20 protein-coding genes are annotated in these 18,701 nt (G+C 60.4%); 11 read left to right on the forward strand and 9 right to left on the reverse strand.

Annotated features, from left to right (window positions below; genetic code table 11):
- The 5 genes from V6S97_RS25605 to V6S97_RS25625 form a co-directional block, all read left to right on the forward strand.
- A partial coding sequence (locus V6S97_RS25605; RefSeq protein WP_334428001.1) for a TOBE domain-containing protein occupies positions 1-246 on the forward strand: 246 nt, incomplete at its 5' end.
- Positions 243-1,019 carry an L-iditol 2-dehydrogenase gene (locus V6S97_RS25610; RefSeq protein ID WP_060724570.1) on the forward strand — a complete coding sequence of 259 codons (777 nt, stop codon included), beginning with the start codon at positions 243-245 and terminating at the stop codon, positions 1,017-1,019. The genes V6S97_RS25605 and V6S97_RS25610, both read left to right, overlap by 4 nt.
- Positions 1,020-1,080: 61 nt before the next feature.
- Positions 1,081-2,565, forward strand: a complete 1,485-nt coding sequence (locus V6S97_RS25615; protein ID WP_107676908.1) for a mannitol dehydrogenase family protein — start codon at positions 1,081-1,083, stop codon at positions 2,563-2,565.
- Between the two features lie 7 nt (positions 2,566-2,572).
- Positions 2,573-3,292: an HAD family hydrolase gene (locus V6S97_RS25620; protein ID WP_111834942.1), complete on the forward strand. Its 720-nt coding sequence runs from the start codon at positions 2,573-2,575 to the stop codon at positions 3,290-3,292.
- Positions 3,293-3,352: 60 nt separating this feature from the next.
- Complete coding sequence (locus V6S97_RS25625) at positions 3,353-4,927, forward strand: FGGY-family carbohydrate kinase (protein ID WP_162691907.1); 1,575 nt, start codon at positions 3,353-3,355, stop codon at positions 4,925-4,927.
- A 210-nt stretch (positions 4,928-5,137) separates the two neighbouring features.
- Here the strand turns inward: V6S97_RS25625 and V6S97_RS25630 are convergent, their stop codons facing one another.
- A complete protein-coding gene (locus V6S97_RS25630; protein WP_111834944.1) occupies positions 5,138-5,971 on the reverse strand; it encodes a MurR/RpiR family transcriptional regulator in 834 nt (277 codons plus the stop codon).
- 298 nt (positions 5,972-6,269) lie between these two features.
- Here V6S97_RS25630 and V6S97_RS25635 point away from each other — a divergent pair, with 298 nt between their 5' ends.
- A complete protein-coding gene (locus V6S97_RS25635) occupies positions 6,270-7,007 on the forward strand; it encodes a sulfate transporter family protein (RefSeq protein WP_111791378.1) in 738 nt (245 codons plus the stop codon).
- Here the strand turns inward: V6S97_RS25635 and nth are convergent.
- Positions 6,969-7,751, reverse strand: a complete 783-nt coding sequence (gene nth / locus V6S97_RS25640; RefSeq protein WP_111791379.1) for an endonuclease III — start codon at positions 7,749-7,751, stop codon at positions 6,969-6,971. The two genes, V6S97_RS25635 and nth, sit on opposite strands and share 39 nt — an antisense overlap.
- 37 nt (positions 7,752-7,788) lie before the next feature.
- On the opposite strand from nth, the gene V6S97_RS25645 reads away from it, so the two are divergent.
- Together V6S97_RS25645 and V6S97_RS25650 are read left to right on the forward strand one after the other, a co-directional pair.
- A complete protein-coding gene (locus V6S97_RS25645; protein ID WP_020809873.1) occupies positions 7,789-8,271 on the forward strand; it encodes a DUF2244 domain-containing protein in 483 nt (160 codons plus the stop codon).
- Positions 8,272-8,517: 246 nt separating this feature from the next.
- A complete protein-coding gene (locus V6S97_RS25650) occupies positions 8,518-9,390 on the forward strand; it encodes a methylated-DNA--[protein]-cysteine S-methyltransferase (RefSeq protein ID WP_020809874.1) in 873 nt (290 codons plus the stop codon).
- A 264-nt stretch (positions 9,391-9,654) separates the two neighbouring features.
- Here V6S97_RS25650 and V6S97_RS25655 read toward each other — a convergent pair whose 3' ends face one another.
- A complete protein-coding gene (locus tag V6S97_RS25655) occupies positions 9,655-10,629 on the reverse strand; it encodes a sugar-binding transcriptional regulator (RefSeq protein WP_003505414.1) in 975 nt (324 codons plus the stop codon).
- A 205-nt stretch (positions 10,630-10,834) separates the two neighbouring features.
- Between V6S97_RS25655 and tal the strand changes: the two genes are divergently transcribed.
- A complete protein-coding gene (gene tal / locus V6S97_RS25660; protein WP_003505415.1) occupies positions 10,835-11,800 on the forward strand; it encodes a transaldolase in 966 nt (321 codons plus the stop codon).
- A gap of 106 nt (positions 11,801-11,906) precedes the next feature.
- Here the strand turns inward: tal and V6S97_RS25665 are convergent, their stop codons facing one another.
- The gene (locus V6S97_RS25665) at positions 11,907-12,680 is read right to left on the reverse strand and encodes an IclR family transcriptional regulator (protein WP_087746748.1); all 774 of its coding nucleotides are present in this window, start codon (positions 12,678-12,680) and stop codon (positions 11,907-11,909) included.
- A gap of 199 nt (positions 12,681-12,879) precedes the next feature.
- On the opposite strand from V6S97_RS25665, the gene V6S97_RS25670 reads away from it, so the two are divergent.
- Complete coding sequence (locus V6S97_RS25670; protein ID WP_003499083.1) at positions 12,880-13,611, forward strand: SDR family oxidoreductase; 732 nt, start codon at positions 12,880-12,882, stop codon at positions 13,609-13,611.
- A 58-nt stretch (positions 13,612-13,669) separates the two neighbouring features.
- On the opposite strand, the gene V6S97_RS25675 is transcribed toward V6S97_RS25670, so the two are convergent.
- The 5 genes from V6S97_RS25675 to V6S97_RS25695 form a co-directional block, all read right to left on the reverse strand.
- Entirely contained in the window at positions 13,670-13,843 is a 174-nt protein-coding gene (locus tag V6S97_RS25675; protein WP_003499086.1) for a DUF1328 domain-containing protein, read from the reverse strand.
- Between the two features lie 109 nt (positions 13,844-13,952).
- Positions 13,953-14,807, reverse strand: coding sequence for a metal ABC transporter permease (locus tag V6S97_RS25680; protein ID WP_003505418.1), 855 nt, complete (start codon positions 14,805-14,807; stop codon positions 13,953-13,955).
- Complete coding sequence (locus tag V6S97_RS25685; protein WP_003505419.1) at positions 14,804-15,664, reverse strand: metal ABC transporter permease; 861 nt, start codon at positions 15,662-15,664, stop codon at positions 14,804-14,806. Before V6S97_RS25685 ends, V6S97_RS25680 begins: the two co-directional genes overlap by 4 nt.
- Positions 15,645-16,553, reverse strand: a complete 909-nt coding sequence (locus V6S97_RS25690; RefSeq protein ID WP_060727311.1) for a manganese/iron ABC transporter ATP-binding protein — start codon at positions 16,551-16,553, stop codon at positions 15,645-15,647. Before V6S97_RS25690 ends, V6S97_RS25685 begins: the two co-directional genes overlap by 20 nt.
- Positions 16,550-17,440: a metal ABC transporter substrate-binding protein gene (locus V6S97_RS25695; RefSeq protein ID WP_003505422.1), complete on the reverse strand. Its 891-nt coding sequence runs from the start codon at positions 17,438-17,440 to the stop codon at positions 16,550-16,552. Before V6S97_RS25695 ends, V6S97_RS25690 begins: the two co-directional genes overlap by 4 nt.
- A 314-nt stretch (positions 17,441-17,754) precedes the next feature.
- Between V6S97_RS25695 and V6S97_RS25700 the strand changes: the two genes are divergently transcribed.
- Positions 17,755-18,666: a hypothetical protein gene (locus V6S97_RS25700; RefSeq protein WP_162691908.1), complete on the forward strand. Its 912-nt coding sequence runs from the start codon at positions 17,755-17,757 to the stop codon at positions 18,664-18,666.
- Positions 18,667-18,701: the final 35 nt, after the last annotated feature.

Below are 18,701 nucleotides of genomic sequence, written 5' to 3' on the forward strand. Positions count from 1 at the left end.
GCGACCACCGCCGGCGTGCGGCCCGAGCACCTGACGCTGTCGAAAGAAACCGGGCTGTGGCAGGGCAAGGTCACGGTTGCCGAACATCTCGGCTCCGACACCTTCCTCCACCTCGACGTCCCCGGCATCGGCCCCATCACCGCCAGAACCGACGGTGAATTCGAATGCAAACACGGCGATACCGTCTTCATCACGCCGGATGACACAAAGATCCACAGGTTCGATGAAAAGGGCATCGCGATATGACGGGAAGACTGGAAGGCAAATCCGCGCTGATAACAGGTTCGGCGCGTGGCATTGGCCGCGCCTTTGCGGAGGCCTACATACGCGAGGGCGCAACCGTCGCTATTGCCGATATCGATTTCGAACGCGCCAGCAAGACCGCCCGTGAAATCGGCGAGAACGCCTATGCCGTCGAACTCGACGTGACCAAGCAGCACTCCATCGACACGGCCATCCGCACGGTGGAGGGCCAGACCGGTGGCCTCGATATCCTCATCAACAATGCCGCGCTCTTCGATCTCGCACCGATTGTCGAGATCAAACGCGATAGCTACGAAAGACTGTTTTCAATCAACGTATCAGGCACGCTGTTCATGATGCAGGCCGCCGCAAAAACAATGATTGCTCGGGGAAAAGGCGGCAGGATCATCAATATGGCAAGCCAGGCGGGCCGGCGTGGCGAGGGACTGGTGGCGATCTATTGCGCCACCAAAGCCGCCGTCATCAGCCTCACCCAATCGGCCGGGCTCGATCTCATCAAGCACGGCATCAACGTCAATGCGATCGCGCCCGGCGTGGTCGATGGCGAGCACTGGGACGGCGTGGATGCGCTGTTTGCGAAATATGAAAACCGCCCGGCCGGTGAAAAGAAGCGGCTGGTCGGAGAGGCCGTGCCCTTCGGCCGCATGGGCCGTGCCGAAGACCTGACCGGCATGGCGATCTTCCTTGCCTCCGATGAGGCCGAATACATCGTCGCCCAGACCTATAATGTCGATGGCGGCAACTGGATGAGCTGAGTATCGGGCGCTTGCCGCCCGGCCTTGGCACGAACAACGTTTCCCCTTCGAGGATCGTGACATGACATGCAAACTCTCCCTCGCAACGCTTGACGAAGCCAGAAAAACGGCGGCGGTTCCGGCCTATTCCCGGACCGATCTTTCAGCCGGCATCGTGCATTTCGGCGTTGGCAATTTCCACCGCGCGCATCAGGCGGTTTATCTGGATGACCTCTTCAACACGGGTGCGGACCATGACTTCGCCATCATCGGTGCGGGTGTTTTGCCCTCCGATGCGGTGATGCGTGAGAAACTTGCCGCGCAGGATTTCCTGACCACTGTTGTGGAGCAGGACAATAACCGCACCGGTGCGCGTGTTACCGGGCCGATGATCGACATTCTGCAAGTTGGCGATACGCAGCGCATCATCGATACGCTCGCCGATCCGAAAATCCGCATCGTTTCGATGACGATTACCGAAGGCGGTTATTTCATCGACGCTTCCGGTTCCTTCAATCCGCAGCACCCGGCAATTGCCGAAGACGGGCACAACCCGGCGACGCCGAAAACCGTGTTCGGCTTCATCGTCGCCGGGCTGAAGGCGCGGCGCGACAGGGGGCTTCAACCCTTTACCGTCATGTCCTGCGACAACATTCCCCATAATGGCAAGGTCACCAAAAACGCGGTGGTCGGGCTCGCGGCTCTCTCCGATCCTGCTTTCGCCAACTGGATCGGCGAAAACGTCGCTTTCCCCAATTCCATGGTCGACCGCATCACGCCCGCCACCGGCGAACGCGAACGCAATATTGCCCGTGACGATTTCGGCATCGACGACAACTGGCCGGTCTTCTGCGAGGAGTTCAAGCAATGGGTGATGGAGGATAATTTCCCTGCCGGTCGCCCGGCGCTCGAAAAGGCTGGCGTGCAGTTCGTCAAGGATGTCGCGCCTTACGAGCACATGAAAATCCGCATCCTCAACGGCGGCCATGCGGCAATCGCTTATCCGGCCGCGCTGCTCGACATTCATTTCGTGCATGAGGCGATGGAGCATCCGCTGATCCGGGCATTTCTGGCAAAGCTGGAAAAGGAAGAGATCATCCCGGTCATTCCGCCGGTTCCCGACACGAATCTCGCCGACTATTTCGGCCTGATCGAGCGGCGTTTCCTCAACCCGAAGATCGGCGACACCATTCCGCGTCTGGCGCAGGACGGATCCAACCGTCAGCCGAAATTCATCCTGCCATCCACCGCCGACCGTCTGGCGCGCAGCGAGGATATCATAGGCCTTTCGCTGGTTTCGGCTCTGTGGTGCCGTTATTTCTACGGCACCACCGACAGCGGCAAGCAAATCACCTTCAACGATGCCAGCGCCGAGCGTCTGCAGGCGGCGGCCATCAAGGCCAAGGATGATCCGATGGCCTTCCTCGCACTCGACGATATTTTCGGGGAGGTTGCCGAATCGGAGCTTTTCCGTAAACGCTTTGCCCATGCATTGAAGACGTTGTGGCGCGAAGGCACGGCGAAGACCTTGCAGCTTTATCTGGATGACAAGCTGGCTGAAAAGTGACCACGAGATGGAAGACGAGACCGCGCCCCTTTTGATTTTCGATTGCGACGGCGTTCTCGTCGACAGCGAGCCGGTCTCCATCTCCGTCCTTCTCGACATGCTCTCCCATCTCGGCGTGACGATGGGAGAGGAAGAGGCCTATGAGCGCTTTCTCGGCCGCAGCGTCGCCAGCATGACGGCGACGCTGTTTGAGGACTACGGCGTCGAGACGGACATCGATTTTCTTGATCATATGCGCGCGACGCTGTTCGAACGTTTCCGCACTGAGCTTCGGCCGATTGATGGTATTGGCGAAACACTGGACAGGCTGTTGCCGCTTCGGCGTTGCGTCGCTTCCTCAAGCCAGCCGGAGCGCATCCGTTATTCGCTGGGACTGTCCGGCCTGATCGACAAATTCGAACCGCATGTCTTCAGCGCCACCATGGTGAAGAACGGCAAGCCGGCGCCTGATCTTTTCCTGCATGCGGCGCGCGAAATGGGCGCTGATCCGCGTCACTGCATCGTGATCGAGGACAGCCCGGCGGGCATTGCTGCCGCAAAGGCCGCCGGCATGGGCGTTTTTGCTTTTACCGGCGGTTCGCATGCCCGCTTTCCCGCATTCCGCGAAAAGATCGCCGGGCTTGGGGCGGATGCCGTGTTTGACGCGATGCCGGATTTGGTCCAACTTGTCGGCAATTATGTGGGGAAGGGCGGTTTTGACAGGCGGGCGGAACGCGATGCAGGCTGAGCGGGACTCTGCCTGCTGCCGTCCGGAGGTCGTTGCGCAAGGGATGGAATTGCAGTCTTGATGCGTCAAAATCTCGTCGCTGTCGATGTCGGCACCGCCAGCGCCCGGGCCGGCATTTTCGATCCGGCCGGCCGGCTGCTTGCCCGCTCCACCCATCCCATCCTGATGCAAAGGCCGCAGGAAAACCACGCCGAACACGATTCCACCGATATATGGAACGCCGTCTGCATCGTGGTGAAGGCAGCGCTTGCCGAGGCAGGTGTTTCGCCGCAAAGTATCGCCGCCATCGGTTTTGACGCCACCTGCTCGCTCGTTATCCGTGATGGGCGGGGTGAGCCCGTTTCGGTTTCCGTTGCCGGTGAAGACCGGTTCGACACCATCGTCTGGCTCGATCACCGGGCGATAGGTGAGGCCGACCGGCTGACGGCATCCGGCCACCGGGTGCTGGATTTCGCCGGCAACAGCGTCTCGCCGGAAATGCAGATACCGAAGCTGATGTGGCTGAAACAGCATATGCCGGCCAGCTGGTCGCGCATGTCCTTCGCCTTCGATCTGGCGGATTTCCTGACATGGAAGGCGACCGGCTCAGCGCAGCGTTCAAATTGCACGCAGACGGCGAAGTGGAATTTCCTGGCACAGGAAAATCCCGGCTGGCAGGCGGATTATCTTGAACTGGCGGGCCTTGCCGACCTGAAGGAGCGGGCAGGCCTTCCCGAAACCACCGTGATGCCGGGGGAAAGCATCGGCCCGCTTTCGCCCGAAGCTGCCGCCGAGCTCGGTCTCGATACCGGCTGTGAGGTGGCGGCGGGCATGATCGACGCCTATGCCGGCGCGCTTGGCGCGCTTGGCGGCTGCCTGTCTGCAGATGTCGGCCGGCATGTGGCCCTGATCGCCGGGACTTCGAGCTGCCTTGTCGCCATGTCGGAGCGGCAGATGCCCGGCCACAGCCTCTGGGGGCCCTATTGGCAGGCGATCCTGCCCGGGCACTGGCTGGTGGAAGGCGGGCAATCAGCCACCGGTGCGCTGCTCGACCATATCGTGCGCATGCATGCGGCAGGCGGTGAGCCGGATACGGCGCTGCATGCGCGCATCGTTGCGCGGGTAACGGAGTTGCGCGCGCTTGAGGGTGAGGCCTTCGCCGAGCGGCTGCATGTGCTGCCGGATTTCCACGGCAACCGCTCGCCGCTTGCCGATCCACATGCCGTCGGCGTTATCAGCGGGCTGACTTTGGATACGTCTTTCGACAGTCTCTGCCGTCTTTACTGGCGCACCGCCGTGGCCATTGCGCTTGGCGCCCGCCATGTGCTCGATGCGATGGAGCGTTTCGGTTATGCGGTGGAAAGCCTGCATGTCACCGGCGGACATGTGAAGAACCCGCTGCTGATGGAGCTTTATGCCGATGTGACGGGCAAGCGCATCGTGGTTCCCGCAACCGCCGACGCGGTGCTTCTCGGAACGGCAATGACGGCGGCGACGGCTGGCGGGGTGCATGCGAGCCTTGCGGCCGCCGGGGCCGCCATGTATCCGGGCAATGCGGAAATATCAGGCAACCGGGCGCTCGCCCCCCGTTATGAGCGGGATTATCGTCGTTTCCTCGCCATGTACCGGCATCGGCAGGAACTGGAGAGCCTTTGATTTTCTGAAGGAAAATACAAGGCCGAGTGGGTGCCGCGCGTTTCTTCTCCCCGCCGGGGAGAAGGTGGCCCGAAGAGCCGGATGAGGGGGAACGCGAGCGATGAACGCACTCTAGCCCCCTCATCCCGCTGCCGCGGACTTCTCCCCGGCGGGGAGAAGAAACGAGCGGCAACCGCTCGATCCATATGCTGCCGCTGCTGTTAGCCGCAATCAACCACGCAGCGAGCGTTTCAGGGCGGTTAGGTTCTTTGCCCTTGCCCTGCCGCTATCATCAGCGTTGGCGCCAAGCGCACAGAGGGTGAATTCCAGCAGGGAAACCAGTTGAAGCAGGCCCTGGCCGCCATTCTGCGCCTGCGGCATGGCAAGACAGAGATCGGTGCTTTCGGGGCCCCATTCATAAAAGCGTGTGGTGATCAGCAATGTCCTGTAGCCGCTCTTGCGCGCCATTGCCGACAGGCGCTGCAGCGGCGACAGGCTGCCGCCGCAATCCATGATGACGAGCAGGGTGTGAGCGGGGTCGAAATCCCACAGGGCGACATAGGCCGCGCTGTCGCTGCCGAGATAATGGATGTGGCCTCGGCTCTCCAGAAGCCGCCCGTAAAAATGACGCCCGGCGTCGAGACCTTCCGGGGAGGTTGCCAGAAAGACATCGCCCGCCGTGGCGATCTCGTTCATGGCAAGCCGCCAGATCGACTGGGTCGTCATGTCGAAGGCGGTCTGGATGGCCTGGATCTGCTGGGACAGAAGCTGCGAAAACGGGTTGGACTGGCGTTCGCCGCCTTCTGCCGTTGCTGGCTGGTCCACACCGGCGGTTTCTTCGGCATGGCGCAGATCGGCGCGGATATCGCTGAATTGCCGGTATCCCAGCGAACGCAGGAAACGTCCGACCGTCATCGGGCTGAGACTGAGCTTGGCGGCCAGTGTCTGCGCCGTCTCGAACGGCAATTCGTCCAGATGTTCGATCAGATATTTAGCGATCTTGCGCTCGGAAGGCGTCCCTGCCTTCATGGCGCGTGTAAGGTTCAACAGCAGCTTTTCCACCAACGCCTCATTCTTTTATCTTTATTGAACGATGATGCATGCGCGCGCGCAAACGAGCGTGCGAACCGCAATTTGACGGTGGGGGATAGCTTCTCCGGCCTTGTCCTCCACCGGACCGGTATGCGAATTATAATAGATAGATTATTATATTTTAGAGATACCTTTTATTCAAGAGAAATTCCATCTGCGGTTTAAATCCAGACATCTGGCGCCTTTCCGTCCGTCTTGCAGAGCGGGCGGGCAGCGCTTATCTCTCGCCTGATAAGAGTGTTTCAATGCTAAAGGCGTCGAGGAGTTCCGAATGATTTTTGATGCGGCGAGGCTTGCCTTTCACAATCTCTTTGCCGCCGAAACCCGGTCAGTGTTCTGGAAGGTTCTGGGGCTCACGCTTCTCGTGCTGGCGGCGCTCTGGTTCGCTATTCGCTCGATCTTCATTTATTTCGCCCTGCCGTGGGTGGATACGCTGATACCCGGCGTGCCTGACTGGGCGGGCTGGCTGAGCTTCGTTTTCGCCATTTTCGCCGGAATAGGCCTTGCACTGGCGCTTGCGCTGCTCATCTCGCCGGTCACCGCCGTCATTGCCGGCCTGTTTCTCGATGATGTCGCCGAAGTGGTTGAAAAAAAGAGCTATCCGAACGATCCGCCCGGCGAGGCGATGCCGATCGGCGAGGCCGTGCTGTCGTCCATCAAGTTTTTTGGTGTCGTCATTGCCGGCAACCTCGTCGCGCTGTTGCTGCTTCTGGTGCCGGGCGTCAACCTCATCGCGTTTTTCCTGGTGAACGGTTATCTGCTCGGCCGGGAATTCTTCGAATTTGCGGCGATGCGTTTCCGAACACCCCTGGAAGCTAGGCAGTTCCGCTCAAAACACCGCGCCACCGTCTTCATGGCCGGGCTGGTGATCGCGGCCTTTCTGGCGGTGCCGTTCCTCAATCTGTTGACGCCGCTTTTTGCCGCCTCGATGATGGTGCATCTGCACAAGGCCGTCAGCCGGCGCGATCCCTCACTCGCCGCCGGCCGCACCGAACAGCTGCGCGGGTAGTTCCACCAGCGGCGCCGGAATATCGAAGGTCTTTTCCGGCGACTTGCAGATATCGGCAATCACGCAGCGCTCGCATTCCGGCTTGCGCGCCTTGCAGCAATAACGCCCGTGCAGGATCAGCCAGTGATGGGCGTGGAACAGATATTGTTCGGGAATGATGCGGATCAGCCGGTCTTCAACCTCGTCAGGGGTTTTGCCCGGCGCAAGACAGAGCCGGTTGGCAATGCGGAAGACGTGGGTATCCACTGCAAGGGTGGGCACGCCGAAGGCCATGGACATCACCACATTGGCCGTCTTGCGGCCGACACCAGGCAGGGTCACCAGTTCCTCGCGGGTTTTCGGCACCTCGCCGCCGAAATTGTCGATCAGGATCTGCGACAGGGCAATGACGTTTTTGGCCTTGTTGCGGTAAAGTCCGATGGTCTTGATATAGCCGATCAGCTGTTCCTCGCCGAGCGCCAGCATTTTTTCCGGCGTATCGGCCACCTTGAACAGCGCGCGCGTGGCGCGGTTCACGCCCACATCGGTCGCCTGTGCGGAAAGCGCCACGGCCACCAGCAGGGTGAAGGGATTGGTATGTTCCAGCTCGCCTTTCGGCTCCGGCCGCTGAATGGAAAAGCGGCGAAAGATTTCGGTCAGCTCATCCTTCGAATAGGCTGTTTTCACCCGCGCCGGCTTGCGGGCGGATGCCGGATTTGACTTTTTCAATGTTTGGGTGCTGGATCGTTTTTTGGCGATTGTCATGGTCTATCTATAGCCAGCCCGCCCAAAGGAAAGCAACGTGGATACGCTCAACGACCAGCCGATTTTCGCGGCGGAACTCGTTCCGCACCGTTCGCTTGGCAGAAGGGGTTTCCGGCTGCTCCTGCTTGTCTCCGGTCTGGCCTGCCTTGTCTATGGCGGCTTTTTCCTCGCCACCGGGGCATGGCCCGTCGGCCTCTTCTTCGGGCTGGATTTTCTGCTGCTTTATGTCGCCTTCCGCGCTAATTACCGGGCCGCGAAGGCGCGGGAAGAGGTCAGCGTTTCGCACACCAGCCTGTCGATCCGCAAATTTTCTCCGGCCGGGCGTATGGTGGAGCATCGCTTCAACCCCTTCTGGGCGCGCTTCAGGGTCAGGCGGCATGACGAGATCGGCATCGTCTCCATGCATGTGACGGGCGAAGGCCGGGCGACCGATATCGGGTCGTTTCTCAATCCCGATGACCGTGAAAGCTTCGCCAAGGCTTTCGGCGGTGCGTTGGCGACCGTCAGGCGGCGGATGTGAGGGGATGCTCTGCCGCCCTCATCCCCGTGCTTGTCACAGGGATCCAGCCAGCCCAAGTCCCTGGGCTGAAAGAACTCCTCCTGCCACGCGGACGCGTGTATGCTGGATTCCTGTGACGGGCAAAGGAATGAGGGTGAGTGCGTGTTCGGGCTAACGAACATTCCTTGCGTATCGTGATGCCGCGCAAGAAACGGGTGGAGACGAAGTCGCTTTAATGGTTTTCTCTTACCCGTTAGGAGATTTGCGATGAACGCCAATATTACGCTGAACGAAGACATTACCCCCATCGGATCGGACTACGACACGGTGCGCGGGGTCATCGAGCTTTTGACGCTGGATTATCGCGAGCAGCCTTCCCTCGAAGCCATTGCCGCAGAGCTCGGCCAGTCGCCGACGCAATTGCAGAAGACCTTCACCCGTTGGGCCGGTCTGTCGCCCAAGGCCTTTTTGCAGGCCGTGACGCTCGATCATGCCAAGCGGCTGTTGCGCGAAGAGGATCTGCCGCTGCTGGAAACCTCGATTGAGGTCGGCATGTCGGGGCCGGGACGCCTGCACGATCTGTTCGTGACCCATGAAGCCATGTCACCCGGCGAATGGAAGGCCAAGGGCGGCGGGCTGACGATCCGTTACGGGTTTCACGCCTCGCCCTTCGGCCTTGCGCTGGTCATGGTGACTGATCGTGGCCTTGCCGGCTGCGCCTTTGCCGATCCGGGCGAGGAAAGAGCCTGTTTCGAAGATATGGCCGGCCGTTGGCCGAATGCTGACTATGTCGAGGATCGCGAAGCGACCGCGCCCTATGCTGCCCGCATCTTCGATCCGTCCATGTGGTCGGCGGACAGGCCGCTGCGCGTCGTGCTGCTCGGCACGGATTTTCAGGTGCGGGTCTGGGAAAGTCTTCTCAAAATTCCGATGGGCCGCGCCGTCACCTATTCGCACATCGCCTGCGATATCGGTCAGCCCACGGCTTCCCGCGCCGTGGGTGCAGCAGTCGGCGCCAATCCGGTGTCCTTCGTCGTTCCCTGCCACCGTGCCGTCGGCAAAAGCGGGGCGCTGACGGGTTATCACTGGGGCCTGACCCGCAAGCGGGCGATGCTCGGCTGGGAAACGGGGAAGGTGTGAGTTTGGTCGACCGTTCGAGCCCCGCAACAAAACGCACTAAAGAAGATGCGTTGCCGGAGAGTTCGTTACTGCAGAAGAGATCGGCGTTGTTTTGAGCAAATATGCCAAGGCATGAAATGCCCGGAGTTCTCGCGTATCGTCATCCTCGGCCCTGTGCCGAGGATCTAATCACGTAGAATAAAATCAATCGGTTGCAGATCCTCGGGACAAGCCCGAGGATGACGGTGGAGGTTGGATGACTGCCCGAGAATGGCCCGACGAGGCTTAAACCAATTCCATCAACGCCCGGGCCGCTGCCTCGTCCGTTATCAGCGTATTGCACCCGATGCGCTTGATCGTGGCGCGGATGGCGATGGCGCGGTGGGCGCCGCCGGAGGCCAGCACGATGTGTTTGGCCTTGCGCAGCGTATCGAGATCGATGGCCATGGCGCGCTGATTGATCGGGTGATCGACGGAGCGGCCTTCCGCATCGATGAAGTTGAACATGGTGTCGCAGACGCAGCCGGCGTCGATGAGTTCCTGCAGCGTCGCCTTGGAAATGAAACCCTCCGACAGCGAGGTCGAATGCGGGCCGATATCGCCGCAGGAGACGATGGCGAGGTCGAGCGTTTCGGCCAGATCATAAAGCGTCGCCAGCCCGCATTTTTCGATCAGCGCCCGTTTGGTCTCGACGGAATCCACCAAAAGCGGCGCGAGGAACATGTAACATTCCGCCCCGAGCGCGCTTGCCAGCCGCCAGGTGTAATCGAGCGGGTTGGTCTGGTGCACGGCGACGATACCGCCGAGCAGCGAGACGACCTTGCAGTTTTCCCGGCGCGGCGGGCGGAAGCTGGAAAGCGAAGCGGTCATGGTGCGGCCCCAGCCGACGCCGATGGTGGCGCCGTTCGGCACCGCTTCGGAGAGAAATTGCCCGAGCGCCAGACCCACGGCCTTGGCCGTGCCCTCGACGCTTGCTTTATCGGGGGAGGGAATGATGACGGCCTCATCCAGCCCGTAAGCCGCCTCCAGCCGGCCGGCCAGTTCAACGAAATCCTCGATGCCCTCGTTGATCCAGATCTGCACCTCGGAGCGCTTCATCGCCTCGTCCAGAAGGCGGATGACGGTGGAGCGGCTAATGCCGAGCTTCTCGGCGACGTCTTTCTGCGTCATGCCCTGATTATAATAAAGCCATGCGGCGCGCAGCCTCAGCGAAGCCGCTTCCGAATAGGCCGTATGGGTTTCTCTTCTCAGTTTCGCCACGGTTTCCGCCATTCTTTATGTCGGCGGAGTATCGCAGGCGTGAAACTTATGTCAATTGCGATGCGCAAATGTCTTGACTTTGGGCCGTGCCGCTTGCGATAGTCGGAGCCGGACAAACCGCGATTTCGGCCTTGGGCGCACCCATGGTGCGGGAACGAAAAGACGGGTGAGCAAGTTTTCAAGAGATCATGAAGGATCATTCGATATGACGTCCAAACTCGAACAACTTCGCGCCATCACCACGGTTGTTGCCGACACCGGCGATATCGAGGCGGTTGCGCGCCTGAAGCCGGTGGATTGCACCACCAATCCCACCATCGTTCTGAAAGCACTCGGCACGCCTGCCTTTGCGGATGCGGTGAAGGAAGCCGTCGCATGGGGCAAGAAGCAGGGCGGCCAGTCCGACGCCGTTGTTGCCGCCGTTGCCGATCGTCTGGCCATTTCTGTCGGTGCGGCGCTTGCCGGCCTCGTTCCGGGCCGCGTTTCGACCGAAGTCGATGCCGACCTTTCCTTCGATACGGAAGCCTCCATCACCAAGGCGCGCCACATCATCGCGGCCTACAAGGAGCGCGGCATCGAGCGTGAACGCATCCTCATCAAGCTTGCCTCCACCTGGGAAGGCATCAAGGCTGCCGAAGTGCTGCAGTCCGAAGGCATTGACTGCAATCTGACGCTCCTGTTCTCGCAGGCCCAGGCGATTGCCTGCGCCGAAGCCAAGGTGTTCCTCATCTCGCCCTTCGTTGGCCGTATCCTTGACTGGTACAAGAAGTCGACCGGCGAGAACTACACCGCCGAGACCGATCCGGGTGTCGTCTCGGTGCGCAGCATCTACAACTATTACAAGGCCAATGGCATCAGCACCGTCGTCATGGGTGCGTCCTTCCGCAATGTCGGCGAAATCGAAGCGCTGGCCGGTTGCGACCGCCTGACGATCAGCCCGGCGCTGCTGGAAGAGCTGGACAAGGACAGCGGCAAGCTGGAGCGCAAGCTTTCGGCTGACAACGTCAAGGCAGAGCCGCTGCAGTCGCTCGACGAGAAGGCATTCCGCTGGGCGCTCAACGAAGACGCGATGGCCACGGAAAAGCTCTCGGAAGGCATCCGTTTGTTCGCCAAGGATCTGGTGACGCTGCGCGAGATGGTCCGCAAGGAGCTGACGCTGGCTGCGGCCTGATACAAAAAAGGGGGAACCATCCACGTTCCCCCGACGTTTAAGAGATATAATCTCCAGTCACTCAAAACGCGATCGGGTCCCTGCCGGTCGCGTTTTTTTGTGCGTTTCAGGAATTTCCGTTTCCGGTCGCCACTTCGGAAATCCGCTTTGCCGCCTCGCGGATCAGTGCTTCGCAGGCCTCACGTGTCGGCGCCTTGCCGCCAAGCGGTGTGATATAGGGGCAGGTGATGACGGCGAGCGCCGTGCCATCGAGCGTCAGCACCGGCGCGGAAATATTGCGCACGCCGGCGGTCTGAAGGCTGTCCATGGATTCGAAACCGTTTTTGCGCACCTCCGCCAGCCGCTCGGCGAGGGAGGGCGGCACGGTTTCGCCGCTGCCGCGCACCTGCTCGGTTATCATGATCTCACGTTGCGCCTCGGTCTGGAAGGCCAAGAGCACATGGCCGGAGCCGGTGTGGAACAGACTCATCTGCGCGCCGACCCGCATGGACATGGCCCAATAGGTGGCGGATTCCTGCTGGGCGATGACGACGACGCTGCCGCGGTCATAAACGGCCAGATGACAGGCCTGCTCAGCGCTGGCCGAAAAATCGCGCATGACAGGTGCGGCAAAAGAGACCAGCCGGCGTATCGGTGCATGGAAATGCGCCAGCCCGAACATCTTCAGCGTCAGCGAAAACCGGTCGCCGTCAAGTCGCTGCACGTAGCCGCGGCGCACCAGCCGGTCCAGCATGCGATAAAGCTCGTTCGGGCTTTTACCGATAGACTTGGCGATCTCAATCTGCGTCAGCCCGCCATCGGTGCGGGCCAGAAGCTCGAGAATGTCGAGACCCTTGTCGAGGGCGGGAGCGCGATATCTTTCGCTGTCGTCGTCGGTCATCTGGCCTCGATGTGTTTTCTATGAGTGCCCGGTGGAGGCGCCATAAAATATGGTTGCCCGATACCCGACATCCGCGCAAGTTTGCTTGACGCCATATGAATACCGCGTTTACATATGAATTGTCGATCCATATTTGAGATCATCGAAATTCAGCGGTCCGATCCCCGAAGGGCGGACGCGCCTTAGCGGGAGGCTATTCATGGTGCAGGATTTTAACGGCCGGACAGTGGTGATCACCGCCGCCGGTCAGGGTATCGGCCGGGCGACGGCGGAGCGGTTCATCTCGCTCGGCGCGCGCGTCATCGCCACTGATATCAACGAGCAGGCGCTTTCCACCCTCAAGGGCGCGGAAACCCGAGTTCTGAACGTGCTTGATGGCGATGGCGTCAAGGATTTCGCCGCCGATATCGGCCATGCGGATGTGCTGTTCAACTGCGCCGGCTTCGTTCATTCCGGCACCATTCTGGACTGCGAAGAGAAGGACTGGGACTTCTCCTTCGATCTCAACGCCAAGGCCATGTATCGTACCTGCCGCGCCTTCCTGCCCGGCATGCTGGAAAAGGGCAAGGGCGCGATCGTCAACATGTCCTCGGTTGCATCAAGCGTGAAGGGCGTGCCGAACCGTTTCGCCTATACCGCTTCGAAAGCGGCCGTGGTGGGCCTGACAAAGGCGATTGCCGCCGATTTCGTCACCAAGGGCATTCGTTGCAACGCCATCTGCCCCGGCACGGTCGACAGCCCGTCCTTGCATGACCGCCTGCGCGCCACCGGCAATTACGAACAGGCTCTGGCCGATTTCATCGCCCGCCAGCCGATGGGCCGTATCGCCACACCGGAAGAAATCGCGGCGCTCGTCACCTATCTTGCTTCTGATGAGGCAGGCTTCACCACCGGCCAGATCCATGTGATCGATGGCGGCTGGACTGGCTGAATTCCGTTACGGGAGAGAGGAGAGGCGACCGGCGTAAAACCCGGTCGCCTTTTTTCATTCAGACGACGGCGCTTCCGGCCATCAGTGCAAGCACGAGGAAGACCAGGAAGATCACCACGGCGATGAAGAACAGGATACGGGCCACGCCCGCCGCGGCTGCCGAAATGCCGGTAAAGCCGAACACGCCTGCGATCAAAGAAATGACAAAGAAAATAAGAGCCCACTTCAGCATGGTGCTTCCCCTTTTGCATAATTTTCCCGAGCCCGCCGCCCCGCGACTGGCTCAGTAAAATGACGCGCAAAAGGGGAAAATGTTCCACACGCCCGCAAAAATCGTTGTTTTAGAAGCCTGTTTCCCCCGCCGCGTCGATCCGCCGGGCCTTCCAGGTGGTGCGGATGAAGGTGGCAACGAAAGCAAGGCTCATGAACATGACGATGGTGGGGGCCGGCGCACTGTCGATCAGGAAGCTCAGCCATATGCCCGAAAGCGATGAGGCGACCGCCACCGCCATGGCCACCAGCAGCATGGCGGAAAAACGCCGGGTCAGCAGGAAGGCGATTGCGCCCGGCGCGACAAGCATCGCGACCGAGAGGATGATGCCCACCGCCTTCAGCGCGCCAACCACGGTCAGCGACAGAACCATCAGCAGGCCGTAATGCAGGATACGCACCGGCAGGCCGATGGCTTTGGCGTGCTGCGCATCGAAGGCGTTGACCAGCAGGTCCTTGCGCAGGATACCGAGAAACAGCGTGGCGAAAAGCGCGATCAGGCCCGTCTCCAGCATGTCTGAGGGCGCAATGCCGAGCATGTCGCCGAAGAGGATGTGATCGAGATGCACGTCGCTCTGCACCTTCACATAAAGCACCAGCCCCAGCCCGAACATGCCGGAAAAGACGATGCCGAGCACCGTGTCTTCCTTGATGCGGCTGTTTTCCTTGATGAAACCGGTGCCGAGCGCACAGATCATGCCGGCGATGAACGCGCCGATGGAAAGCGGGATGCCGACAATATAGGCCACCACCACGCCGGGCAGCACGGCGTGGGAAACCGCATCGCCCATCAGCGACCAGCCCTTCAGCACCAGAAAACAGGAGAGCATCGCCATCGGCACCGCGATCATCAGCGTGATCACGAAGGCATATTGCATGAAGGGCAATTGAAACGGCAGGATGGCGAGTTCGAGATAGTCGCTCATGGCGTTTCCTCCAGCGCCTTGCGGGCCTTGGCCCTGGAAGCGAGAAGCCCGTGTTTGGGCGCAAAAACGAAGGCGGCAAGGAAGATTGCCGTCTGCAGCACGACGATGACGCCGCCGGTCGCACCATCGAGGAAATAGCTGAGGTAAGCACCGACGAAGCTGGTGGCCGCGCCGATGATCAGGCTCATCAGGATCAGTCGCTCGAAACGGTCGGTCAGGAGATAGGCGGTGGCGCCCGGCGTCACCACCATGGCAACGACGAGGAAGGCCCCGACCGTCTGAAGGGCGGCAACCGTGGAGGCGGCCAGCAGGGTGAAGAAGATCACCTTCAGCACTTCCGGTTTCAGCCCCACGGTGCGGGCGTGGTTCTCATCGAAGAACACCACCATGAAGTCACGCCATTTCAGCGCCAGCACGATGAGGCTGATACCGCCGATCAGCGCCAGCTGGATCGTGTCTTCGGTGGTGATCGCGAGAATATTGCCGAGCACGATGGTCTGGATATTCACCGAGGTGGGCGAGAGCGACACCATGAACAGCCCGAGCCCGAAAAACGAGGTAAAGATCAGCCCGATGATCGCGTCTTCCTTCAGCCGCGTCTTCTGGTTCAGGAACAGCATGGAGCCGGCCGCAAGCCCGCCGGAAAGGAACGCACCGAGCGAAAAGGGCAGGCCCAGCATATAGGCGCCCGCAACGCCGGGAACGATGGCATGGGAAAGAGCATCGCCGATCAGCGACCAGCCCTTCAGCATCAGATAGGCCGAGAGGAAACCGCAGACGCCGCCTACCAGCGCGCTGACCCAGATGGCGTTCAGCATATAACCATAGGTGAAGGGCTCAAGAAGGCTGTTTATCATCGACTTTTTCTTTCGGAGCCTCAGGATCGTGCCCGTTCTGGCCGTTCTTGCCGTAGATCACAAAGGGCCGCTCATCATCGGTAATGACCTTCACCCGCCGCGGATCGGCGTCGTTATGCAGGTCGGCCCCGCCAAGCACGAAGTGGCGAAGGCTGCCGCCAAAGGCCTTTTGCAGGTTCTCCTCGTTGAAGGTATCCGCCGTCTTGCCCGATGCCAGAACCGTGCCCTTGACGAAGACGGCGCGGTCACAGAATTCCGGCACGCTGCCGAGATTATGGGTGGAGACCAGCATGACCCGGCCCTCGTCTCGCAGCGCCTTCAGAAGCGTGACGATCTGCTCTTCCGTTGTCACATCGACACCGGTGAAAGGCTCGTCCAGCAGGATCACCTGACCCTCCTGCGCCAGCGCGCGGGCCAGAAACACCCGCTTCTTCTGCCCGCCCGAGAGCTCACCGATCTGGCGCTTGCGATAATCGAGCATGTTGACGCGTTTCAGCGCCTCTTCCACCATCTGGTGGTCGCGTTTCGAGGGGATGCGCAGGAAATTCATATGGCCATAACGGCCCATCATCACCACATCCTCCACCAGCACCGGAAAACTCCAGTCCACCTCCTCGGCCTGCGGTACGTAGGCGACGAGGTTTTTCCTGAGCGCTTCCTTCACCGGCAGGTCGAAGATCGAGACGGAACCGGCGGCCAAAGGCACGAAACCCATGATCGCCTTGAAAATCGTGGACTTGCCGGCGCCATTGACGCCGACAAGTGCAGTGATCGTTCCGCGGGGGATGGAAAAGCTGGCATTTCTTAATGCGGTGTGGCCGTTTCGATAGGTCACTGTCGCATTTTGAACCGTCAGGCCGCCGCCTGATTTTTTACTGCCCATTCTCATGAAGACAGCCCCTTGGCGATGGTTTCGCTCGTCACGCGCAGGAGGTCGAGATAGGTCGGAACCGGACCATCGGCTTCGCTCAGCGAATCCACATAAAGAATGCCGCCATAGGCCGCACCGGTTTCCTTGGCCACCTGCTGGGCGGGATCGGCGGAAACCGTGCTTTCGCTGAAGATGACGTTGATATTGTGCTCGCGCATGGCGTCGATCACGCCGCGAACCTGCTGCGGTGTGCCCTGGCTGTCGGCATTGACCGGCCACAGGAACAGTTCCTTCAGGCCGAAATCACGGGCGAGATAAGAAAAAGCGCCTTCGCTCGTTACCAACCAGCGCTTGTTTTCAGGCAGGACGGAAAGCGTGTCGCGGATCGGCTGCACGGTGGCCTTGATCTTGTCCGAATAGGCCTTGGCATTGGCGGCATAGACATCGGCATGGGCGGGGTCGATATCCGTCAGGCCCTTGCGGATATTTTCCACGTAGATCAAGGCGTTATCGGGCGACATCCAGGCGTGCGGATTGGGCTTTCCCTGGTATGCCCCGCCGCTGATGGCCATGGGTTTCACGCCCTCGCTCACCGTCACGCTCGGCACGCCGGAAAGGTTGACCAGGAACTTCTCGAACCACAATTCCAGATTGAGGCCGTTGCGAAGCACCAGATCGGCCTTGCGGGCTTTGAGAATATCGCGCGGCGTCGGCTGGTAATTGTGAATTTCCGCACCCGGCTTGGTGATGCTTTCCACCTCGGCCGCATCGCCCGCCACGTTGCGCGCCATATCCGCGATGATGGTGAAGGTCGTCACGACAACAGGTTTTTCCTGGGCAAGGGCCGCACCGGGGAGGAAAAGCGAGAAGGCGAAAACTGCATGCCGGATTTTTTGAAAGTTCACGGGACTCACCAGATTTTGTTGCGATTAATTCGCAATACCATCTGTTATAAAATCACCCTTGTCAACGCTATTGCAAATCATTCGCAAATTAGTGGATTTCAAGAATGTCTGAAAATGGTGCGTTTTTGCCGGCGACGCGCCAGTGGGATTAAACTTTTTTCAATGAGAAAGCGGCACTATCGCAGGGCTCGGACAGCGTGGTCCGTAGCTTGTCCCGCGTGTGTTCCTCATCCATCGAGCCACGTTTTGGGATGAGGGCGTAAGACGGGGTACTTGATGTCAGGATGTTGCGGGTGAAAGCTGTATTCGGACGAATGCGGTTTTCGCGCAAGCTCGTTATGATTGGAGGCGGGATCCTGCTTTTGGCGGGTGCGACCGGTTCTGCTGCCGTATTCATCGGCAGCGATCGGCTGCTTGGTCCATCCTACGCTTCCACCAACGGGCTCTCCTGCGACGCGGTCCAGACAGTCAACATTCGCAAGAACGGTTCTTTATGGGTCCGTAAATTCATTCGTACCCAGGGCGGTGATGGCACAGAGCGGCTGAAGACCGCACTGCGCGTCGCCCAGGCGGTTTACGACAAGCAGAAACCCGATCTGGTTCAGGTCTCCGTGCTCGACAAGAACGGTCCGCAGCTGCGCTCGGAAATGCGCGGCCGCGCCATTGCCGCACAGGTGGTTTTCATTCCGGACCTCGCCAAAATCCCTGAGGGTGCGGAGGCGCGGCGTTATTCGGCTTTTTATTACGATGGCGTGGCAAACGGCGCCGGGCAATTTTACGGGCTGCGCATCGATTTGCCGCTGGAAGATACCGAAGCGCTGGCGGCAAGCCTCAGCGATTCAGCAGATTGTGCGACCCCGGCTCTGGATGCCGGCTCTGAAGGCCACGACGCAAAACCCGCAAAGAGCGCGACGGGCCACGGCGAAACCAAGGATGATGGCGCAGGCGGCCACGGCGGCGCGCCGGCGGAAACCAAGGAAGGCGGCGCCGGTGCGGAAGCCCATGGCGAAACCCCGTCTCCCGAAGCGCATGGCGAACCCACCGCCGATGAACTTCTGACCTCGACACCGGAAGCCGATGGCGGCAGCATCTTCAGCCTGTCCTACCTGAAATCGCTGATCTTCGGAAAAGGCTCGACGACCGCACAGGCGGCGGAAGAGAAGCCGGCGACCGAAAATGCGCCCGCGGAAGAACCGGGTGCGGAGAAAAAGGCCGCAAGCCACTAAGCGGGCGAGGGCGGTTCTCGGAGAAACCTTCCGGC

It is taken from the genome of Agrobacterium sp. CCNWLW155 (assembly GCF_036888815.1).
GTDB classification, from domain to species: domain Bacteria; phylum Pseudomonadota; class Alphaproteobacteria; order Rhizobiales; family Rhizobiaceae; genus Agrobacterium; species Agrobacterium radiobacter.

Bases quoted from the DNA above. Each gene is read 5' to 3' on its own strand.
- V6S97_RS25610 (WP_060724570.1), top strand. From the start codon at position 243: ATGACGGGAAGACTGGAAGGCAAATCCGCGCTGATAACAGGTTCGGCG.
- V6S97_RS25615 (WP_107676908.1), top strand. From the start codon at position 1,081: ATGACATGCAAACTCTCCCTCGCAACGCTTGACGAAGCCAGAAAAACG.
- V6S97_RS25620 (WP_111834942.1), top strand. From the start codon at position 2,573: ATGGAAGACGAGACCGCGCCCCTTTTGATTTTCGATTGCGACGGCGTT.
- V6S97_RS25625 (WP_162691907.1), top strand. From the start codon at position 3,353: ATGCGTCAAAATCTCGTCGCTGTCGATGTCGGCACCGCCAGCGCCCGG.
- V6S97_RS25635 (WP_111791378.1), top strand. From the start codon at position 6,270: ATGATTTTTGATGCGGCGAGGCTTGCCTTTCACAATCTCTTTGCCGCC.
- nth (WP_111791379.1), bottom strand. From the start codon at position 7,751: ATGACAATCGCCAAAAAACGATCCAGCACCCAAACATTGAAAAAGTCA.
- V6S97_RS25650 (WP_020809874.1), top strand. From the start codon at position 8,518: ATGAACGCCAATATTACGCTGAACGAAGACATTACCCCCATCGGATCG.
- tal (WP_003505415.1), top strand. From the start codon at position 10,835: ATGACGTCCAAACTCGAACAACTTCGCGCCATCACCACGGTTGTTGCC.
- V6S97_RS25665 (WP_087746748.1), bottom strand. From the start codon at position 12,680: ATGACCGACGACGACAGCGAAAGATATCGCGCTCCCGCCCTCGACAAG.
- V6S97_RS25670 (WP_003499083.1), top strand. From the start codon at position 12,880: ATGGTGCAGGATTTTAACGGCCGGACAGTGGTGATCACCGCCGCCGGT.
- V6S97_RS25675 (WP_003499086.1), bottom strand. From the start codon at position 13,843: ATGCTGAAGTGGGCTCTTATTTTCTTTGTCATTTCTTTGATCGCAGGC.
- V6S97_RS25680 (WP_003505418.1), bottom strand. From the start codon at position 14,807: ATGAGCGACTATCTCGAACTCGCCATCCTGCCGTTTCAATTGCCCTTC.
- V6S97_RS25685 (WP_003505419.1), bottom strand. From the start codon at position 15,664: ATGATAAACAGCCTTCTTGAGCCCTTCACCTATGGTTATATGCTGAAC.
- V6S97_RS25690 (WP_060727311.1), bottom strand. From the start codon at position 16,553: ATGAGAATGGGCAGTAAAAAATCAGGCGGCGGCCTGACGGTTCAAAAT.
- V6S97_RS25700 (WP_162691908.1), top strand. From the start codon at position 17,755: ATGCGGTTTTCGCGCAAGCTCGTTATGATTGGAGGCGGGATCCTGCTT.